Raw genomic sequence first — 18,218 nt, 5'->3', positions numbered from 1 at the left:
CCATGAGAGACGCCGAAGCCATCTATAGAACGCCGCTCGGCGCAGCCGGCGGACTGGCAGTCACCGGCAGCGGCAGGCAGCATGCCCGGCGTGCGGTGACGGACCGGAAACTGCCGAGTTTCGCCGTCGTGCTGGTGGAGCGAGGGCAGGGCTGGCTGGAAACGGCCGCCACCGGCCGCATGAGCCTGACCGGACCTGCATTGTTCTGGCTGTTTCCGAACCGCGTGCATTCCTATGGCCCCGACGAAGGCGGCTGGGACGAGCGCTGGGCGCTTTTCGAAGGGTCGTTCACGCGAGACTTCGTGAGGCTGAGGATCATGACCGAGCGACATCCGGTCGTCGCCCTGCATCATCTCGACGAGGTGATGCGGCTTTTCGGCAAACTTCATGCCGATCTGCTTGACGACACCAACCTCGGGCAGGCCTCGGCGGCATTGATGCTGCATCGCATCGTCATATCCGCCGCCAGACAGGCAAGCGGCGCGGCCGATCGACGCCAGGAAAGGCTAGATATGGCCGACATCGTGGAAACGCTACGGCGGCGGGCGATGCAACCGTTGGACCTTGCAGCCTTTGCCGCCGAGCATGGCATGTCTCCGGCCACGCTGCGCAGGCGGTTCACGCTCGAAACTGGACTGCCTCCCAAAGCATTTCAGCTTCGGGCGCGCATGGATCATGCCAAACAGCTATTGGCAACCACCGACGAAAAGATCGAAACGGTGGCCGCGATGATCGGCTTGGATGACCCGTTTTATTTTTCGCGGGTCTTTCACGAACGTGAGGGCTGCAGTCCTCGCGAATTCCGTGCGAGATATCCGCGGGTTTGAGAGCCCGGCAGCAATGACAGCGCGTCAGCGCCAACCCATCGCCGGCGCGACGTGGGTCAGGATCGCTTCGATGACGTGGGCGTTATATTCGACGCCGAGCTGGTTGGGCACGGTGAGCAGCAGCGTGTCAGCCTCGGCGATCGCCTCGTCTTCGGCGAGTTGCTTGATCAGGGCATCGGGTTCGGCCGCATAGCTCCGACCGAAGATCGCCCGGGTCTTCTCATCGATGAAGCCGATCTTGTCGCCCTCGTCGTTGCCGTAGCCGAAATAGGCGCGGTCGCGGTCGTCGACCAGCGCGAAGATGCTGCGGCTGACCGAGATGCGTGGCTGGCGCGTGTGGCCCGCTTCTTTCCAGGCCTCGCGGTATGCCCGGATCTGGTCGGCCTGCTGGACGTGGAAGGGCTCTCCCGTCTCATCGTCCTTCAGCGTCGAACTCTGCAGGTTCATGCCGAGCTTGGCTGCCCAGACGGCGGTGGCATTCGAGCTCGCGCCCCACCATATCCGCTCGCGCAGGCCCTCGGAATGTGGCTCGAGGCGCAGCAGGCCGGGCGGATTGGGAAACATCGGCCGCGGGTTCGGCTTGGCAAACCCTTCACCGCGCAGCACTTCGAGGAAGACTTCGGCATGGTGGCGGGCCATGTCGGCCTCGCTCTGGCCTTCGGGCGGGGCATAGCCGAAATGCCGCCAGCCATCGATCACCTGTTCGGGCGAACCGCGGCTGATGCCGAGCTGCAGGCGGCCGCCGGCAATGAGGTCGGCCGCGCCGGCATCCTCGGCCATATAAAGCGGGTTTTCGTAGCGCATGTCGATGACGGCAGTGCCGATCTCGATCCGATTGGTTCTCGCGCCGACCGCTGATAGCAGCGGGAAGGGTGCGGCCAGCTGGCGGGCAAAATGATGAACGCGAAAATACGCTCCGTCGGCGCCGAGTTCCTCGGCCGCGACGGCAAGGTCGATCGACTGCAGCAGCGCGTCGCCGGCCGAGCGCGTCTGCGATTGGGGTGAGGGCGTCCAGTGCCCGAACGAGAGGAAACCGATCTTCTTCATACCGATGCCGCACCTTGATCCGTTGTGTCTGGGGTCGATGGGTCATCGCACAGTTTTGGGCCGGAAGACAATCGGAACCGGAAGGGCACGGCGGATCTGCATGGGATCGGATCAGACGGAATGGCAGACCGAGTTGGCTTTGAATGCACAGCTCTCGTCCGTCAGGAATTTGCCAAGCGATTGGGGATGAGTTCCGACTGCATCCAATGCGTTTCACTCTGAATGTGGTTGTCCCGCACATACTTGCCCATCCGAACCGGCATTTCGGCTTCCAGGAATCCATCAGTGATACGAACGACAAAACCCTCCTGCTTGGTCCTATCCAGCGAGGCCGCAATATCCTCGAACAGACCGGCTTTGTATGGTCCCCGATATAGTGTCGACACCGGATCGATGCCCAGTTCTTCGAATCGGGCCAGAGTCAGATCCCAGGATTGGACCTCATCGTCGCTAATCCATGCAAAGCCGAGGAAGTACGACGGCAGGTCATCATAGCCGATCGAGTGCTGGGCATAGAGGTTCTCGCCGACGATGCGTTCGCCATGTACCAGTTGCGGGCTGATGCCGGCGGCAAAGGCTTTAAGCCAATCACGCGACGAATGATAACGGCTGTCGGGACTGCGGGCGTGAGACCCACCCCGATGAATGGTCGTGTTCTAACCATCCATTTTCACGGTGATGACAAGATCGGCGATCATCAGCCCGTCAAGCTTCGTCATGACCTTGTCGTCGCTTGTCGCTCCGGGCGAAATCGGTAGGTGATAGGTTCGTCCGTATTTTTTCATGGGATGAAGGCATAGCCGTTGGCGATCGCGCAATGCAAGGTCGCACCCCTCTGCGGATCGGCATCTTCGATGGTTGGTGCGATGATCATATCCGAATTCAAGCGGAAGGAGAGCCAATGGCCATAAATGCTGGAGAACGAGTCGGTTTTCGCGATGGCGGCGGGCTTTCGTTTGCTATGATGCGGCGGACGGCGAGCGGCGTGAGCCTCCGCACAAAGTCCTGGCGCGTCTTCTCATCCTTGGCTGCGGGCCGTCGCATTGCAACCGAGAAGCTTGAAACATGCGCTACACATTCGCCATAGGTGATATCCACGGCTGTATCGATCCGCTGAACAGGATGATCGATCGGATCGAGACTTATGCGTCTGAAGGGACCGTCGTCTTCGTTGGCGACTATGTCGATCGCGGGCCTGACAGCAAAAGTGTCCTCGACCGGATCATCGCCGGTCCATCGGACCCGTGGCGATGGATTTGCCTGAAAGGCAATCATGAGGACATGATGATCGCTGCCTATGCCGACAGCGACAGCAGAGACGTGTGGATCAGCAACGGCGGACTCGAAACCGAAATGTCCTATGACGGCAGGGTTCTGCCTCAGCATTTGCAATGGGCTGCCGATCGTCCCCTCATGCATGTCGATCGATATCGCATCTTTGTCCATGCCGGCGTTGTTCCGGAATTTCCGCTGGAACGGCAGACCAAGCGCGATCTTCTCTGGCTACGGTTCCCTCCCGGTGAGTCAAGCATCTATTGGGGCAAGCACCTGGTCCACGGCCATACGCCGTCGCTGTCCAACCCGGTGACAACTGGAAACCGCACCAACATCGACAGCGGCTGCGTCTTCGGCGGCAAGCTTTCCTGCGCGGTGTTCGATGACGAAATTGCCGGTGGGCCGATCGACTTTATCGAGGTGAGGGCGTGAACTTGGGCGTGTCGGCAGGGAGATAATACCGGAGGCTGAGCGGAGTGCTGCTTAGCGGGGAAGCTATCGCCCCGCCATGACTCGTCAGCAGAAAGTTTGGCGAGAATGCCATCCCAATCTCCGTCATTCCTGTGACGGGCACAGGAATGACGGAGGAGAGATGTGGCGGCATTTAGCACGTCACTAACGACTCAGGCCTCGCCAGCCGGCGGCGAGCCGCAGCCAGGGCGCCAGGTGGAAGCCGCTCATCAGCAGGTACATGGGCAGCATTCCGCCGATCGGGAAGGCATCCGGCGTCGTCATGCAGATCATGTCGGCGCTGCCGGTCGTGGCTGTCAGCACCGCCATGATCGCGAATGTCGGAGCGGCTGCGAGCGACAGCCAATCGGCTACGCGGCCGGCGATTTGGTCGCCTGGGCTAGCCATGCGACGGCTCGGCTTAGCAACTGATCCGTCTGCTGCGGCGGCCAGCGAGAGCCATTCGGCGGCGTTGAGAGCGGCGTTGCCGTCGGCTCTCTTTGGAGTGTGGGCGGAAAGCAGCATCGGCGTCACTCCTTGCCGTATCGGTCGTGGTGGCGCCACCAGATGCCGGTTTCGTTGCGACCCTTGGGGGTGCGGTCGAGCCATTGGTACATGCCCCATAACCCGTCCAGCCCGCGCGCATAGCTGGAATAGCTGTGGTAGACGGCGCCATCGATGAGCTCGAAGGCGCTGACACCCGGCCGGTCGCGGGTATAGGTTGGGACATCGGTGCCGGTCATGGCGGCGATCTGAGTGATCGGCGCCTCGCTGTCGCCCGGCTGCCATTCCTGGACAGTCCTGCCTGTGAGCGGTTCGGGGGCGGGCGGTTCACGGCGGTAATTATAGTCTACCTCGCCCTGGTGCTGCTGCTCGGCAGAGAACCAGACGCTGAAATCGCCGTTGAAATCGCTGCCGAAGGAGGAGGCCCAGGGAAAGCTCCAGTCCATCCGTCGCTTGAATGCTTCGAGCTTTGCGAGCGGCGCGCGCGAGACCGCCCAAAAGGCGACGTCGTGGTTTTCCAGGTGAACGAAGAAGCCGTTGAAGCCATCGGCGATCGAGGAGCAGGACGGGCATCCCGCGGTATAATCCGGCCCGAACATGAAGTGATAAACGAGCAGCTGCGAGCGCCCGCCGAAGAGGTCTTTCAGCGAGATGTTGCCGCCGTCGGTGTCGAAGCGATATTGTTTGTCGATCCTCACACGCGGCAATTGCTGGCGCTTGATCGCCAGCACGTCGCTCTGCCGGGTCAGTTCCTTTTCCTCTTCGAGCAGATCGAGGCGAGCCGCCAGCCATTGCTGCCGTGTTGCGTTCAGCTCTGTCGTCATGGGTCTTCTCCTTTGCCCGTCTCTCGTCGTAGCATCCGGCGCAGGCTTGCTTGCCGGTCGACGACAAATCTAAGGCCGGGTGGGGAAATGGTGGGAGTGACAAGTGTGACGGGATTTGAATGGACTCGCTGATCACGGCAGCTGCGCGGGCGCTGGCAGTGGGAGACGCGCTCGGCGCGCTGAAGCGGGTGGCGCTGCGCGACGATGCGCCGGCGCTGGCGCTGCGCGGCATTGCGATGGCGCAGCTCGGCGATCTCGTCCGCGCCAAGGCGCTGCTGAAGAGTGCGGCGCGTGCTTTCGGCCCGCGGGAGGCGGTGGCGCGAGCCCGCTGCGTGGTCGCCGAGGCCGAGATCGCACTGGTCTCGCGTGATCTCACCTGGCCGCCCAAAGCGCTGGAGGCGGCGCGCAAGGTGCTCGAAGCGCATGGCGACAGGGTCAATGCCGCCCATGCCAGGAATGTCGAGCTTCGCCGGCTGGTGCTGATCGGCCGGCTCGACGAGGCCGAGCGGGCGCTCGAAACACTCGACCCGACGCCACTGCCGCCGGCGGCAAGGGCCGCTCATGAGCTGGTGGTCACGGGCATCGCGATCCGGCGCCTGCAGACGAAAGCGGCGCGTGCGGCGCTTGACCGGGCGAGGCAGGCGGCGCGCGAGGCCGGTATGCCGGTATTGACGGCGGAGGTGGAAAATGCCGCCCAGGTGCTCAGCGCGCCGGTGGCGCGGTTGATCTCGCGCTGGCGGGAAAGCCCGCTGCTGCTCGAGGAGGTGGAAAAGCTGCTGGGTTCGGGCACGCTCGTTGTCGATGCCTGCCGCCATGTCGTGCGCGACGATCAGCTTTCGGTGTCGCTGGCAACGCGGCCGGTGCTCTTCACGCTCGCCCGGACGCTTGCCGAAGCTTGGCCGGCGGATGTGGCACGCGGCACGCTCATCGCGCGCGCCTTCCGCGGCAAACATGCCGATGAATCGCATCGTGCCCGGCTGCGCGTCGAGATCGGCCGGCTGCGTGCCGAACTGCGGGGACTGGCGGAGGTCTCGGCGACGAAACGCGGCTTTGCGCTTTCGCCGCGGCGCGCCGGCGAGACTGCCGTGCTGGCGCCGCTCGTCGAAGGCCAGCATGGGGCGGTGCTTGCCTTTCTCGCCGATGGCGAGGCCTGGTCGAGCTCGGCGCTGGCGATCGCGCTCGGCGCCAGCCCGCGCACCGTGCAGCGGGCGCTGGATTCGCTTGCCGGGGAGGGCAAGGTGCAATCCTTCGGGCGCGGGCGGGCGCGGCGTTGGATGAGCCCGCCGCTGCCCGGTTTCCCGACGGTCTTGTTACTCCCGGGACCTTTGCCAAGCGATTAGTATGGCCTGACTGATGAAGATGGCCCGACGGGCGAACAGGATGGAAGAGATGAAAAAATCGGCAGCGACGATCATCCGTGAATATGGACCCTTTCCCGGCGCCGAGCGCGTCAACGGCGTCACCTTCGATGGTGAGCACGTCTGGTTCGCCTCGGGCGACAGGCTGAACGCGCTCGATCCCGCAAGCGGCGAGGTGGTGCGCTCGATCGAGGTTGCGTCCCATGCCGGAACGGCTTTCGACGGCGAGTTCCTCTATCAGATCGCCGAGGATGTCATTCACAAGATCGATCCGAAGACCGGCCGCATCCTTTCCACCATCCCGGCGCCCGGCAATGGCGGCGATTCCGGCCTTGCTTGGGCCGAAGGCTCGCTCTGGGTCGGCCAGCACCGCGGCCGCAGGATACACCAGATCGACCCGGAAACCGGCAAGATCCTCCGCACCATCGAATCCAACCGCGTCGTGACAGGCGTCACCTGGGTCGACGGCCAGCTCTGGCACGGCACCTGGGAGGGCGATGACAGCGACGTCAGGCGCATCGATCCTGAAACCGGGGAGGTGCTGGAGCGGCTTGATATGCCCGAGGGTACCGGCGTCTCCGGCCTCGAATCCGACGGCGGCGACTGCTTCTTCTGCGGTGGCGGCGGCAGCGGCAAGATCCGCGCGATCAGCCGGCCGGCGCAGGGCAAGGAGGGGAAAGGGAAGTAGCCGATGCGACGCCGAAGAGGCCGATACGACATATCTCTCCCGGGCGACAGTCAGCTCGCCAGCAATTCGGGCGTCAAGTTGGAAGTCGATATCAAGGGGTCAAGTTGTTGGAATTTTAACCGAGTGGGAGATTGATTTCGGTACGTGACGAGCTACTTTCGCGGCAGTGTCGGTCGAGGTCTTTACGCAAAGCCGGTATGATCGCGGGGGAGAGATTTTGAAATATCTGCGCACCACGCTCGGGCCTAAGAGCAAATCCGAACTTGGGATGATCCTCCCGCACGAGCACGTTTTCGTCGACCTCAGGACGCCGGACCAGCCCGGTTATGCCGAGGCAGACATCGACGACGTCGTCCGTCTGATGGCCCCCGAAATCGAGCGGATCAAGAAGCTCGGGGTGACGGCACTGGTCGAATGCTCGACGGGCGGCGTTGGACGCCGTGCGGATATCGATCTTGCCGTGTCGCTCGCGACGGATTTTCCGATCGTCGTGCCCACCGGCAATTACCGTGAACCCTGGATTCCCGAATGGGTCCGCCAGGCTTCCGAGAAAGAGCTGGAGGCGTGGATGCTTCGCGAGCTGACGGAGCAGATCGACGAAACCGGGTTCCAGGCGGGCTGGATCAAGCTCAGCGCCGGCGATGACGGCATGACGGCGCTTGAGACGAAAATCCTGCGGGCAGCCGCACGCGCCGCGGCCCAGACGGACGCCGTCATCGGCAGTCATACGATCAGGGGACGAGTCGTCATGGACCAACTCGATGTCATCGAGGCGGAAGGCTACAAGGCCGACAGGTTCATCTCCATCCACACGCAGGAAGAAGCGGACTTCGCCCTTAATGTCGCCGTCGCTGAGCGAGGCGCCTGGATCGAATATGACCATGTCGGCCGGAGCGGGGACAACGAGGTGGCGGAGCTGGTGATCAAGGCGCTGGAGGCGGGCTGCGGCGATCGCTTGTTGTTGAGCCATGACCGCGGCTGGTTCGATCCGGCGCAGCCGATGGGCGGGATACCCAAACCGTATACGCATCTTTCCACGGTTTTGCTGCCCGAGTTGAAACGGCGGGGCATAGACGACGACACCCTGGTGCGCCTGACACACGACAATCCGTTCGAGGCTTTCGCCCGATAGGAGAGTGGCCGGGCGAAAGGAGCCTGGGCATTCATGTCGCGATCCCCGGAATTGCTCAAGACCGGGTTCAGCCGATTGCTGACACCTCTGCTCCGCGGGAGCGGAGTTCGCTGAGAATGCTGTAAGGACCGTTCAAAAGGCCTATCGGCAGGATGACGAAAGCGTTGGTGCCTGCCGGCAGATTTGTGATCCGCTCGATCAGAAGCGCGCGCAACTTGTCCGCATCGATGAGGTCGGTGGGCGTCACGATGCCTCTGGCGGTGATTTCCTCTCCGATGCTTGCAATCTCACCACTTTTTCGAGCCTTGTACAGCTCGTCGAAATAGGCGCCGATCGGTCCGATCCGGCGGCGCAGCTCGAGAAGGTAGATGATCGAGGCGGGGCCGACCGAATTGACCGTTTCGAGCGTCAATGGCTTCTGCATGGCCTGCATTTCCCCGTCGGCGGCAAGCGTCTCCACATCGCGCCCGATCGATGCGCCATACTTCGCAAGCGCCAGGCCGATGCTCGGCGCGTCTGGGGCGAAGGCATGTTGTCCTTCGCCGATGAGGAGCAGGCTCGCCTCGAAACCGGAAAGCTTTGCGATCGCTCCCTTTGCCGGGGATGTCGAAAGGATTGTCTTGAACTCGTCCTGACCGGATGGCGTCAAACCTGACAAGACCGGCGTGATATCGCTGTTCTTGAACTTGGTAGTAGACAGGATAAGGCTGGGATTGACGTCGATCAGCACCTTCTTCGATTGATCGATCAGGCGTTTTCCCTCGGTAACGATGTCAGGAAAAGCGTCGGCGCGGATGCGCACGTAGCCAAAAAGTACATGGTCATTCGCGGGGGATTTGGCGCGCCAGAAGAGGGCGTTCTCCTCGTCTGCTGCGCGTGGCATCCCTGGTAGGAAAACTACGGCTGCAAGCGCTGCAAATTGCCGGCGGGTGAAGTGTATGGCTGCCTCCTCGCTGAGCCCGATGCATGGCGGCGCATTCGCATGGGACTAATCGCGTGAAAGAGCATTTGTTCCAACTCCCGGTGAAAATGATGAACATCCGGGGCACGGGAGTCAGCTGGACTCGTTCAAAAATTCTCGGCGATACCTGGATCTATGCCGCGCCGCGCTCGTCGAACTAAAGCGCCATGCTGATCGCATCGATGAACTGACCGTCGATGCGTGCCGCATGTCGGACGATGCCTTCGCGGGCAAATCCCATCTTTTCGTAGAGAGCGATAGCACGGGCGTTGTCTTCATAAACATCGAGTTCAACCCTGGCAAACCCGCTTTTCTGCGCCGCTCTCAATGTGGTCTCGATCAACATGCGTCCGAGACCTTTGCCCCGATAAGCTGGGAGGATTCCCATTCCGAGGTTTCCGCGATGGGCGTGCGACGGGAAGAAATGCCGGCTGATATCGCACCAACCGACGACCTTGTCTTGAGCGGTGGCAACGAATTGCGGATTGCGTTTCGCAATCATGCCCATCACGAATTCACGCGTCTGCGGCAGCGGAGTCGCTTCCAGCATGGACAGGTATTTTTTCTCCCGCGCGACAACGTCGAGCGCATGATGAAAGCTGTCGATATGGGCGGTAGCGATCGGCTCGATCCTGATGCCTGAGGTGTCCGACGATGCTGCTGCATCCACGTGCTTCTCCTTCAACGATTGCGATGCCTATGGGGACCTGCCGCAGACCTTCACGGGAGCGCATAATTCATGGTCCGTCAACCTTTGCGTGTCAATTTCTCGGCAGCAGGCGCCATCAAAAGGTTGCAGATATTGAAGGTCGGGCTCACATCCCACATCACATTCGTCTTGGTGACGCTCACCTGCGCGGCGGCTGCGTTGCTGTGCGGATTTGCGTGGCTCGCCGCGGTGAAGGTCGATGATCTCTCGTTGCGCCGGCAGGCCGACTTCGTCCGCCAAGGATTGGAAGAGCAGATCGCGGCACTTCCCCGGGAACAGGAAAGCGTCACCAAATGGGATGACGCCTTCCTCTATGCCAAGCAGCGGAACCATGAATGGCTGCTCGACAATGTCGGTCGGTGGACGAGCCAGTATTTCGGGCACGACAGAACCTATATCTTCGACGATACCAATCGCCTGATGTTTGCGTTCCGCGACGGCGCGGATGCCATGCCGCCGCGGCTCGGTGACGACGACGGCCATGAAATGACCGCTCTTGCCGGAGAGATGCGCGCCGCTCTCGTCGAGCGGGCTGTAAAACCGGGCGCCGAAGCGCTTGGTCAACTGGCCACGGTTCGGACGATCATGATCGGCAACAGGCCGGCGATAACAAGCGCGCGTCCCATTCTGCCGAGCTCGGCCAGGATGCAGATCGAGGCGGGCCAGGAATTCATCGCCATCTCGGTCAAGTTCATCGATGGAAAGACCGCCGAAAGTATCGCGCATCATGCGCTGCTCGAAGGCTTGAATTTCGCGCCTTCGAAAGGTGAGGACGAGCGGGCGCAAGTGCCTGTGTCGTCCCATGACGGCGGCACGATCGGCTATTTCGTGTGGCCGCCTATCCGGCCCGGCTTCATGCTGCTGCAGCAGATCGCGCCGGCGGGGCTCGGCTGCCTGGGGCTGCTGATCACCGTCGTGTTCTGGCTCGGACGAGGTCTGCATCGCACCTCGCTGACCCTGCTGGACAGCCAGGCGCAGCTCACCCACCACCGCGACCATCTGGAAGAGATGGTGGCCGATCGAACGGCCGAGATCGAAAGGCAGAGAGAGGAACTGGACCGCCTGCTGGTGCACGAACGGCAGGTGAATGCGCTTCAGCGGCAGTTCGTCGCCATGGCCTCGCACGAGTTTCGCACGCCGCTCGCCATCATCGACGCCGCTGCCCAGCGGCTCTGCCGCTCGACGACCAACGTCAGCGGTGATTACGTTCACGAAAAAGCCGGCGTGATCCGCAGTGCGGTCGTGCGCATGGTGGATCTGATGGAGAGTATTCTCGCCAGCGGCCGGCTCGAAACCGGACAGATCACACTAAAGCGCAGCGAAGGCGATCTGAAAGCCCTGCTCGTCAGCTGCTGCGACAGGCAGCGCCACCTCAGCCGCTCGCATGTGTTCCATCTCGATCTCGAGCCCATACCTGACATATTGACGTTCGACCGCAGCGCCATGGAACAGGTCTTCACCAACCTGATTTCGAACGCCGTCAAATATTCGCCCAACGCGCCTGACATTCATGTTCGCGCCCGGGCCGACGAGAAAACGGTGGAGATCGCCATCTCCGACAGTGGTATCGGCATGGATGCGGAGGATCTGCCGAAGCTTTTCCAGCCCTATTATCGCGCCCGCAGCGCGACGGGCATTGCCGGAACCGGCATCGGCCTCAACGTCGTCAAGCAGGTCGTCGAACTGCATGGCGGCACCGTCGAGGTGACGAGCGAGCTCGGCAAAGGCACAACATTCACCATTCTTCTGCCAATAGAGTTTCTATTGTCGGATCAACAAGTCGCAGCTTAAGGAAGAGCTCATGGTTACAGTCCTGTGCATAGAAGACGAAGTCGAGATCCGGAACCTCCTCGTCGAAGAATTGAGCGAAGCCGGCTACAAGACGCTCGAGGCATCGAACGGCGCCGAGGGACTGGAAATGATCCTGTCGAAGTGGCCCGATATCGTCATCAGCGACATTTCGATGCCTGTGATGGATGGGCACCAGCTTCTGGCGGAAATTCAGATCAACCACCCCGAGCTTTCCAACATCCCCTTCATCCTGCTGACGGCACTGACCGACCGGGAAAACACGCTAGCCGGCCTGCGCGGCGGAGCGGCGGACTATCTGACGAAGCCGCTCGACTTCGATCTGCTGCTCGCCAAACTCGAAGGCTGCGTGACGCGCCTTGCCAACGACAAGGCGGTCCATCGGTCGTTTTGATGGTTGTTGGGCGGCGCCCAAGAGAGCCTCATCCTGAGGCGCCCCGCAGGGGCCTCGAAGGGCGAGGCGGGTGCGCTGGCGTTGATGCATGCAAGGAGGAGCGTTGCGGCGTGTCCTTCGAGGCTTCGCCCTCCGGGCTACGCGCCTCAGGATGAGGGACGTTGGTCAATGCCGCGCCAGTCAAGCGTTGGAGGATGTCCTGCCTATCAATAAGAGCCTGTGCGCTGCGAGATAAGGGCGATCCGGTCCCGTTCCATTATCCTCTTCTTGCCAGCACATGGCTCAGCGCCTCGAAGACGCGCGGATCGAGCGTTTGTGACACGTTGAAGCGCATGAAATTCGTTGCCGATTGCGACAGGCTGAATGCGTTTCCAGGAGCCAGAACGATCCTCTTTTCCAATGCGGCCCGTGCCACATCAGCCGCATCGATGCCGTCGGGCAGCAAGCACCAGAGGAACATTCCAGCCTGGGGCTCCAGCCAGGGCGTTATCCCTAAGCTCCTCAGCTTGGCCGAGACCTCGCTCATCGCTCGGGAGAGCCGGTGTCTGAGCGTCTCCATGTGTTTGCGATAGCTGCCGTCGCTCAAGACGTTCAGCACCAGTTCCGCTGTCAGCCGGCCGCCGCCGAAGGAGGTGGCGATCTTCAGGTCTGTCAGGCCGTCGATCCATTCCGGTTTCGCCACGACGAAACCGCAGCGGGCCGAGGCCGACAGGGTTTTCGAGAAGCTGCCGATGTGGATGACGCGCTCGAGCCCGTCGAAGGCAGCGAGGCGGGGTGCTGGCGTGTGCTCGAAATCGGCAAAGATATCGTCCTCGATGATGGTCAGGTCGAACTGGTCGGCGAGTTTTAGAACCCGGTGAGCCGTAACAGGAGACAAGGTTGCGCCGGTCGGATTGTGGATGGCGGAGTTGGTGATGTAGAGCCGCGGACGCTCATCGGCGACGACTTGCGCAAACAGCTCGATGTCGGGACCGGACGCGGTGTAGGGCACGCTGACGATCTTTGCCCGATGGGCGCGCAGCAATGCATGGAAATTGAAATAGCAGGGATCGTCGACCAGCACCGTGTCGCCGGGTTCCAACAGAAAACGGCAGAGCAGATCGATTGCCTGCGTGCCGGAATCGGCCAGCATGATTTGATCCGGGGAGGCTTCGATCCCCCGTTCGCCCATGCGGCGGGAAATCAGCTGGCGCAGTTGCGGCAGGCCGAGCGGCGAGCCGTAGTCGGCAAGCGCCGGCCCGTCAGCGCGCGAAAGTGTTCTGAGCCCGCGGCGCATGCCGTCCCCCGGCAGCCAGGAGGGCGGCAGCCAGCCGCAGCCGGGCTTCAGGTCGGCTTCGCCGGCCTCCAGCGATTGCCGCGATATCCAGAACGGGTCGACCGCGCGGTCGAGCTTCGGCCCGGCCTCGGCAAGCGCAAAGGGCGCTACCTGGTTGGCGACGTAGAATCCCGAGCCTGGTCTCGCCAGGATCGCGCCTTCGGCGATCAAGCGTTCGTAAGCGTCGACGACGGTCGAAGTCGAGAGCTTCAACGTCGCAGCCAGCCCTCGGACGGAAGGTAGCCTTGCGCCCGGCGTCAGGCTGCGCCCGGCGATGCGCTGCCTGATCGTCGCGACGACCATCTCTACGCGTGTGCGTCCTTCGCTCATCTGTATTGCTTTCTGAACCATTACAGTTTCGCAAAATCGTATCAGACTGTCACTGTCATGGCCATCCGTGTTGGCCGATAAGAGTGAGAGAATGAAGGAGTGCAGCGCATCATGGACCGCATGGCATCGGGATGGATCAATGGTTTTATCGGGGTGGTGATCTTCAGCGGATCGCTGCCGGCGACACGCGTGGCGGTGATGCAGTTCGATCCCGTCTTCCTCACCGTGGCGCGCGCGGCGATCGCCGGCTTCCTCGCCCTCGGCCTGCTGATCGCTTTCAGAGAGAAGCGGCCGAGCCGAGGTGATATTCTCTCCCTGGCCGTCGTCGCGCTCGGCGTCGTGGTCGGTTTCCCCCTGCTGACGGCGTTGGCGCTGCAGCATGTCACCTCAGCCCATTCGATCGTCTTCATCGGCCTGCTGCCGCTCGCAACCGCGATCTTCGGCGTGATCCGTGGCGGAGAACGGCCGAAGCCGGCATTCTGGGCCTTTTCCGTTCTCGGCAGCGCGCTGGTGGCGGGATTCGCATTGACACAGGGCCTGACGGCCTCGCCGGTCGGCGATCTGCTGATGCTGGCGGCGGTCATCGTTTGCGGCCTCGGCTATGCCGAAGGCGGCAGGCTTTCGCGCACGCTCGGCGGGTGGCAGGTGATTTCCTGGGCGCTCGTGTTGTCGCTGCCGGTGACGGTCGCAGTCGCGCTTTTTCATCGGCCGGAGACCTTCTCGGGCATTGAAGCGCCGGCGCTGCTCGGCCTTGCCTATGTCTCGCTGTTTTCCATGCTGATCGGCTTCATCTTCTGGTATCGCGGCCTGTCGCAGGGCGGCATCGCCGCCGTCGGACAACTGCAGCTGCTCCAGCCGTTCTTCGGCCTGGCGCTCGCCGCAACCCTGCTGCACGAGCCCGTGACCTGGGCAATGCTCGCAGTGACCGTTGCCGTCATCCTCTGCGTCGCCGGCGCTCGCAAGTTTGCGCGGTAGGGAGGATCATGACGCTCTCTCTGTCCTCAGATTTGATCGAGAACCTCGGGCTGCAATTTTCCAATCTTCATCAGATGCTGCAGCGCGTATGATATCGACAGAGCGTCGTCGAGCCCGTCATGTCCCCGCAATGGAGGATGTTCGACCTGGTAATAGTCGGCCAGCTTGTTGCTGGGCGTCTTTGCCAAATCCTCGATCGGCATGCCCGCAGCGACGAGAAGCTTGACGGCGTTGTCGAAGCGGCGAGCCGGGATGGAGGGCTGAATGCCTGCGACATAGCAGCTAATGGCCAACATGTTCAGCTCGTCCTTGCCCCACGACCAAAACCGGGCGCCGCCCGAGAAGCTGTCGACGCCGGAAAGGGCATCCTCCAAGACCACGCCATGGGTGTCGATATCCTCTTCGGTGATGCCGGTCAGATTGGTGAAATAGGGACCGAGCGGATACCGCTTGCCGAAACGATCGATGGGCCGAACATAGGATTTATACGTATCGAGGATCGGAAACTCGCCCTCGAGGCCAAGCTTGACGGCTCCGATCTGCGCAATGATAGGATCGGGATCGTGGGCCGCGCACCAAAATCTGCGTTGCGAGCCTTCCAGGCAAAGAAATTCACAGTCGAATATGATGGCGGTCTTCATCGTCGACGTTACCCTCACGAATTTGGCCGATAAGCTTAAGGAGGAATCCAACACATTGAGCACTCCAAATAAAGGCTATGAGCCACGCAATCGCCGTCGCTCCCACACACTCCTGTTCATCAATCCGAGAGCTAGGCTCGACGGCGAAGGTGTGTAGGCAGGTCGCCCCAACCAATATTGCTAAGCTCGCGATTGCGATGGATATCCAAAGTCTGATCCCTCGCTTCATGATCAAGGCGGCGATAAAGACTCCTGCGAAGGGCAACACGATCAGCCAAATCACGAACTGTCCCTCCTGGATAGTGGTCCCGAGCGTGGAGTTTATCCAACCAGCCTGACTATGCAAATGACGGGACTTTGGCCGAGGCGGCAAGTGCAGTGCTGTCGTAGGTGGCACCCTGCGACAGGAACTGCCCGGTGCCGGCGGCGAATTGACATTGACCAGCGCAAGCCGCAAGAACAAGGCAAGGGCCGCTACCGACGCCTGGCGGGTCGGGACGGTGGAAGAGTGAGCCAAAGTGTCAGGCGGGATGGAACGACGGGTTCTCAAGGCGCTTGGAATTGCGGCAGGACTGGTCTTTGTCGCCGGTCTCGGCCTCATCGTGTGGTCGGGGTTCATCGCAAACGACCAAATCGACCACTGCTCGGACCAAACGTCCGGAAGCTACATCTTCGATGATGCAGCAAGAGCTAAAGCTTGCGACGGCGGTCCCTAAACGATATCGCGCCCGCTCGGATCGGTTTCGACCCGGCACGACGATCAGCTGCCCGAAACCAGCCTGAGGCCGATCACGCCAGCCAGGATGAGAGCGATGCAGAAGAGTCGCATCGGTGAAGCGGCGTCGCCCAGCGCGACCATGCCGAGGATCGCGGTGCCGGCCGCGCCGATGCCGGTCCAGACCGCGTAGCCGGTGCCGACAGGCAGCGTGCGGAGCGACATCGACAGGAGAAAGACGCTCGACAGGCCGGTTACGACGGTCAGCAAAGTGGGGATCAGCCGGGTAAAGCCTAGCGATGACTTCATGAAGAAGGCGAATCCGATTTCGAGGATGCCGGCGATGCCGAGGAGCGCCCAAGCCATAGTTGTGAATCCCTTGATGGGCCGAACCTTGCGGCCGGCGAGCTTTATTCTGAGGGGAGCAGGCGCCCGCATATGTGAGCGCCCGCCTGACAGCTTCAGGCCTTGGCGACAGCCGCCGGTGTCGAGCGGAAGGCGATGCCGAAGCGGTTGAAGGCGTTCATCAGGCCGATCGCATAGGTGAGATCGGCAAGTTCCTTGTCGTCGAATTCGGCGGCAGCGGCGGCATAATCCGCATCGGGAATACCGGTTTCGGCGACGCGCGTGACCGTTTCCGCCCAGGCAAGGGCTGCGCGTTCGCGGGGGCTGAACAGGTTGCCGGCATCGCGCCAGACCGCGACCAATACCAGCTTCTCCACCGTCAGGCCTGATTTCAGCAGATCGCGGGAGTGCATGTCGATGCAGAAGGCGCAGCCGTTGATCTCAGACACCCGGAGATAGGCGAGATCGACCAGTTCCTTCGGCAGGCCGCTTTTCTGGATGGCGACGTAGACGCCGCCGAAAGCCCGGTATCCCTCGGGAGAAGCCTTTGCGTAGTCGATGCGGTTGCTCATGACGATTGTTCCTTTCTGATTGAAGGACTTCATCGTCGTGCATCTTGGCCTATATCAGAAGGTCCATGAATGGCATTCTGCATTAGGCCATGACATCGGGTCACAGCAGTTTTAAAATCCGCCTTGCCAGTGTTTCGGCTGTGCGCTGAGAGTCGATATTGGTGAAGTTGAGAAGCAGGGCCGGGGCGGCTTCGCCCTCGATCATCCAGTCGGTCAGTGCTTCCGCATAGAGGCCTTCTCTGCGCATAAGGGCCACGAGCTCGCGGTCCGAACGCTCGCCTAACAGCCGCAGGATCAGGTGCATGCCGCCGGGCTGTGAATCGATGCTGACATGGCCGGCGAGCACGCTTTCCAGGCCTGCCCCCGTCATCTCGCGGCGCTCGGCATAGAGCCTGCGCATGCGCTGGATATGCCTGGCGAATTGGCCCTCGGTGATGAAGGCGGTGACGACTGCCTGCGTCAGCTCGGGACTGCCGGCGGCCATCGCCTCGGTCATCTCTTCGAACCGCGCCACCTCGGCTTTCGGCACGATCAGATAGGCAAGCCGGAGGCTTGGAAACAGCACCTTGCTGAAGGTGCCGGCATAGAGCACGCGGCCCTCTCGATCCAGGCTCTTCAAGGCCGGCAGGGGACGGCTGACATAGCGGTATTCGCCGTCGTAATCATCCTCGATGATCCATGCCTCGTTTCCCGCAGCCCAGTCCAGCAACGCCTGGCGCCGGGGCAGGGAGAGCGAGACGCAGAGCGGGCTCTGGTGTGCGGGCGTGACGACCGCCGCACGCGCGTCAGGCGCCTGCCTGATGCCGTCGGAGACGACTAGACCGTCGCGATCGACCGGCACGGGAATGCTCTCGATCTGCATATGCCGGAACAGCTCCCGGGTCGGCGGATATCCCGGGTTTTCAAGCCAGACCCGATCGCCAGCCTTCAGCAAGGTATGCACGATCAGCGCGATGGTGTGGCGATAACCTGAGGTGACGAACACCTGGGATGGCGAACAGTCGATGCCGCGCGAGACCTGGAGATATGCGGCGATCTCGGCGCGAAGGGCCGGCAGGCCGGAAACGGCAGGGTGAACCATGTCAGCCGGCAGCATGGCCCGTACGCAACGCGCGCCGAGCCGCGCCCAGATCTTGCGGGGAAAGGTATCGAGTGCGGGCAGGCCCATCTGGAAGGGCAGGCTCGAGTCGGGACGGAAACTCGTCGGCACGATGCCGCTGCTCTCGGCCGACAGGATGGGTTTCGACACCGGCATTTGCGGTTTGAGATCCGGCGTGACGATGGTTCCGGCCTGGCCGCTGGCCTGGATATAACCCTCGGCGGCAAGCAGGGAACCGGGCGGCCTCG

At 62.0% G+C, this 18,218-nt stretch carries 20 protein-coding genes; 8 read left to right on the top strand and 12 right to left on the bottom strand.

The window, feature by feature from the left end:
* Positions 1–2 precede the first annotated feature (2 nt).
* A complete protein-coding gene (locus AC245Y_RS13970) occupies positions 3–827 on the top strand; it encodes a helix-turn-helix transcriptional regulator (RefSeq protein ID WP_017994598.1) in 825 nt (274 codons plus the stop codon).
* A 24-nt stretch (positions 828–851) separates the two neighbouring features.
* Here AC245Y_RS13970 and AC245Y_RS13965 read toward each other — a convergent pair whose 3' ends face one another.
* Together AC245Y_RS13965 and AC245Y_RS13960 are read right to left on the bottom strand one after the other, a co-directional pair.
* Positions 852–1,874 carry an LLM class flavin-dependent oxidoreductase gene (locus AC245Y_RS13965; RefSeq protein WP_017994597.1) on the bottom strand — a complete coding sequence of 341 codons (1,023 nt, stop codon included), beginning with the start codon at positions 1,872–1,874 and terminating at the stop codon, positions 852–854.
* Between the two features lie 161 nt (positions 1,875–2,035).
* Entirely contained in the window at positions 2,036–2,521 is a 486-nt protein-coding gene (locus tag AC245Y_RS13960; RefSeq protein ID WP_348625834.1) for an RNA ligase family protein, read from the bottom strand.
* 418 nt (positions 2,522–2,939) lie between these two features.
* Here AC245Y_RS13960 and AC245Y_RS13955 point away from each other — a divergent pair, with 418 nt between their 5' ends.
* Complete coding sequence (locus tag AC245Y_RS13955; protein WP_017994593.1) at positions 2,940–3,581, top strand: metallophosphoesterase family protein; 642 nt, start codon at positions 2,940–2,942, stop codon at positions 3,579–3,581.
* Between the two features lie 183 nt (positions 3,582–3,764).
* Here AC245Y_RS13955 and AC245Y_RS13950 read toward each other — a convergent pair whose 3' ends face one another.
* Together AC245Y_RS13950 and AC245Y_RS13945 are read right to left on the bottom strand one after the other, a co-directional pair.
* The gene (locus AC245Y_RS13950) at positions 3,765–4,124 is read right to left on the bottom strand and encodes a hypothetical protein (protein ID WP_012758118.1); all 360 of its coding nucleotides are present in this window, start codon (positions 4,122–4,124) and stop codon (positions 3,765–3,767) included.
* A gap of 5 nt (positions 4,125–4,129) precedes the next feature.
* Positions 4,130–4,927, bottom strand: coding sequence for a DUF899 domain-containing protein (locus AC245Y_RS13945; RefSeq protein ID WP_017994592.1), 798 nt, complete (start codon positions 4,925–4,927; stop codon positions 4,130–4,132).
* A gap of 119 nt (positions 4,928–5,046) precedes the next feature.
* Between AC245Y_RS13945 and AC245Y_RS13940 the strand changes: the two genes are divergently transcribed.
* The 3 genes from AC245Y_RS13940 (at position 5,047) to AC245Y_RS13930 (ending at position 8,105) form a co-directional block, all read left to right on the top strand.
* Positions 5,047–6,267, top strand: a complete 1,221-nt coding sequence (locus tag AC245Y_RS13940) for a hypothetical protein (RefSeq protein ID WP_017994591.1) — start codon at positions 5,047–5,049, stop codon at positions 6,265–6,267.
* 49 nt (positions 6,268–6,316) lie between these two features.
* Positions 6,317–6,973 carry a Vgb family protein gene (locus tag AC245Y_RS13935; RefSeq protein ID WP_026157418.1) on the top strand — a complete coding sequence of 219 codons (657 nt, stop codon included), beginning with the start codon at positions 6,317–6,319 and terminating at the stop codon, positions 6,971–6,973.
* Between the two features lie 217 nt (positions 6,974–7,190).
* Positions 7,191–8,105, top strand: coding sequence for a phosphotriesterase family protein (locus tag AC245Y_RS13930; protein ID WP_012758114.1), 915 nt, complete (start codon positions 7,191–7,193; stop codon positions 8,103–8,105).
* A gap of 67 nt (positions 8,106–8,172) precedes the next feature.
* Here AC245Y_RS13930 and AC245Y_RS13925 read toward each other — a convergent pair whose 3' ends face one another.
* Positions 8,173–9,045, bottom strand: coding sequence for a hypothetical protein (locus tag AC245Y_RS13925; protein WP_026157417.1), 873 nt, complete (start codon positions 9,043–9,045; stop codon positions 8,173–8,175).
* 178 nt (positions 9,046–9,223) lie between these two features.
* Complete coding sequence (locus AC245Y_RS13920) at positions 9,224–9,736, bottom strand: GNAT family N-acetyltransferase (RefSeq protein ID WP_026157416.1); 513 nt, start codon at positions 9,734–9,736, stop codon at positions 9,224–9,226.
* 84 nt (positions 9,737–9,820) lie between these two features.
* On the opposite strand from AC245Y_RS13920, the gene AC245Y_RS13915 reads away from it, so the two are divergent.
* On the top strand, positions 9,821–11,566 hold the full coding sequence (locus AC245Y_RS13915; protein WP_050563538.1) for a sensor histidine kinase: 1,746 nt from the start codon (positions 9,821–9,823) through the stop codon (positions 11,564–11,566).
* 10 nt (positions 11,567–11,576) lie between these two features.
* Positions 11,577–11,978, top strand: a complete 402-nt coding sequence (locus AC245Y_RS13910) for a response regulator (protein ID WP_003560657.1) — start codon at positions 11,577–11,579, stop codon at positions 11,976–11,978.
* A 256-nt stretch (positions 11,979–12,234) separates the two neighbouring features.
* Here AC245Y_RS13910 and AC245Y_RS13905 read toward each other — a convergent pair whose 3' ends face one another.
* The gene (locus AC245Y_RS13905; RefSeq protein WP_017994587.1) at positions 12,235–13,644 is read right to left on the bottom strand and encodes an aminotransferase-like domain-containing protein; all 1,410 of its coding nucleotides are present in this window, start codon (positions 13,642–13,644) and stop codon (positions 12,235–12,237) included.
* A 90-nt stretch (positions 13,645–13,734) separates the two neighbouring features.
* On the opposite strand from AC245Y_RS13905, the gene AC245Y_RS13900 reads away from it, so the two are divergent.
* The gene (locus AC245Y_RS13900; RefSeq protein ID WP_012758108.1) at positions 13,735–14,598 is read left to right on the top strand and encodes a DMT family transporter; all 864 of its coding nucleotides are present in this window, start codon (positions 13,735–13,737) and stop codon (positions 14,596–14,598) included.
* A gap of 26 nt (positions 14,599–14,624) precedes the next feature.
* Here the strand turns inward: AC245Y_RS13900 and AC245Y_RS13895 are convergent, their stop codons facing one another.
* The 5 genes from AC245Y_RS13895 to pdxR form a co-directional block, all read right to left on the bottom strand.
* The gene (locus tag AC245Y_RS13895) at positions 14,625–15,239 is read right to left on the bottom strand and encodes a 3'-5' exonuclease (protein ID WP_012758107.1); all 615 of its coding nucleotides are present in this window, start codon (positions 15,237–15,239) and stop codon (positions 14,625–14,627) included.
* The gene (locus tag AC245Y_RS13890) at positions 15,211–15,522 is read right to left on the bottom strand and encodes a hypothetical protein (protein ID WP_157628335.1); all 312 of its coding nucleotides are present in this window, start codon (positions 15,520–15,522) and stop codon (positions 15,211–15,213) included. Before AC245Y_RS13890 ends, AC245Y_RS13895 begins: the two co-directional genes overlap by 29 nt.
* 477 nt (positions 15,523–15,999) lie before the next feature.
* On the bottom strand, positions 16,000–16,320 hold the full coding sequence (locus AC245Y_RS13885; protein WP_017994584.1) for a DMT family transporter: 321 nt from the start codon (positions 16,318–16,320) through the stop codon (positions 16,000–16,002).
* 95 nt (positions 16,321–16,415) lie between these two features.
* A complete protein-coding gene (locus tag AC245Y_RS13880; protein ID WP_026157414.1) occupies positions 16,416–16,871 on the bottom strand; it encodes a carboxymuconolactone decarboxylase family protein in 456 nt (151 codons plus the stop codon).
* 100 nt (positions 16,872–16,971) lie between these two features.
* The gene (pdxR, locus tag AC245Y_RS13875) at positions 16,972–18,153 is read right to left on the bottom strand and encodes a MocR-like pyridoxine biosynthesis transcription factor PdxR (protein WP_487762867.1); all 1,182 of its coding nucleotides are present in this window, start codon (positions 18,151–18,153) and stop codon (positions 16,972–16,974) included.
* Positions 18,154–18,218: the final 65 nt, after the last annotated feature.

The organism is Rhizobium sp. SRDI943 (assembly GCF_057653695.1).
The sequence above is the reverse complement of the archived record's forward strand: the minus strand, read 5'-3'. Positions and strand labels throughout refer to the sequence as shown.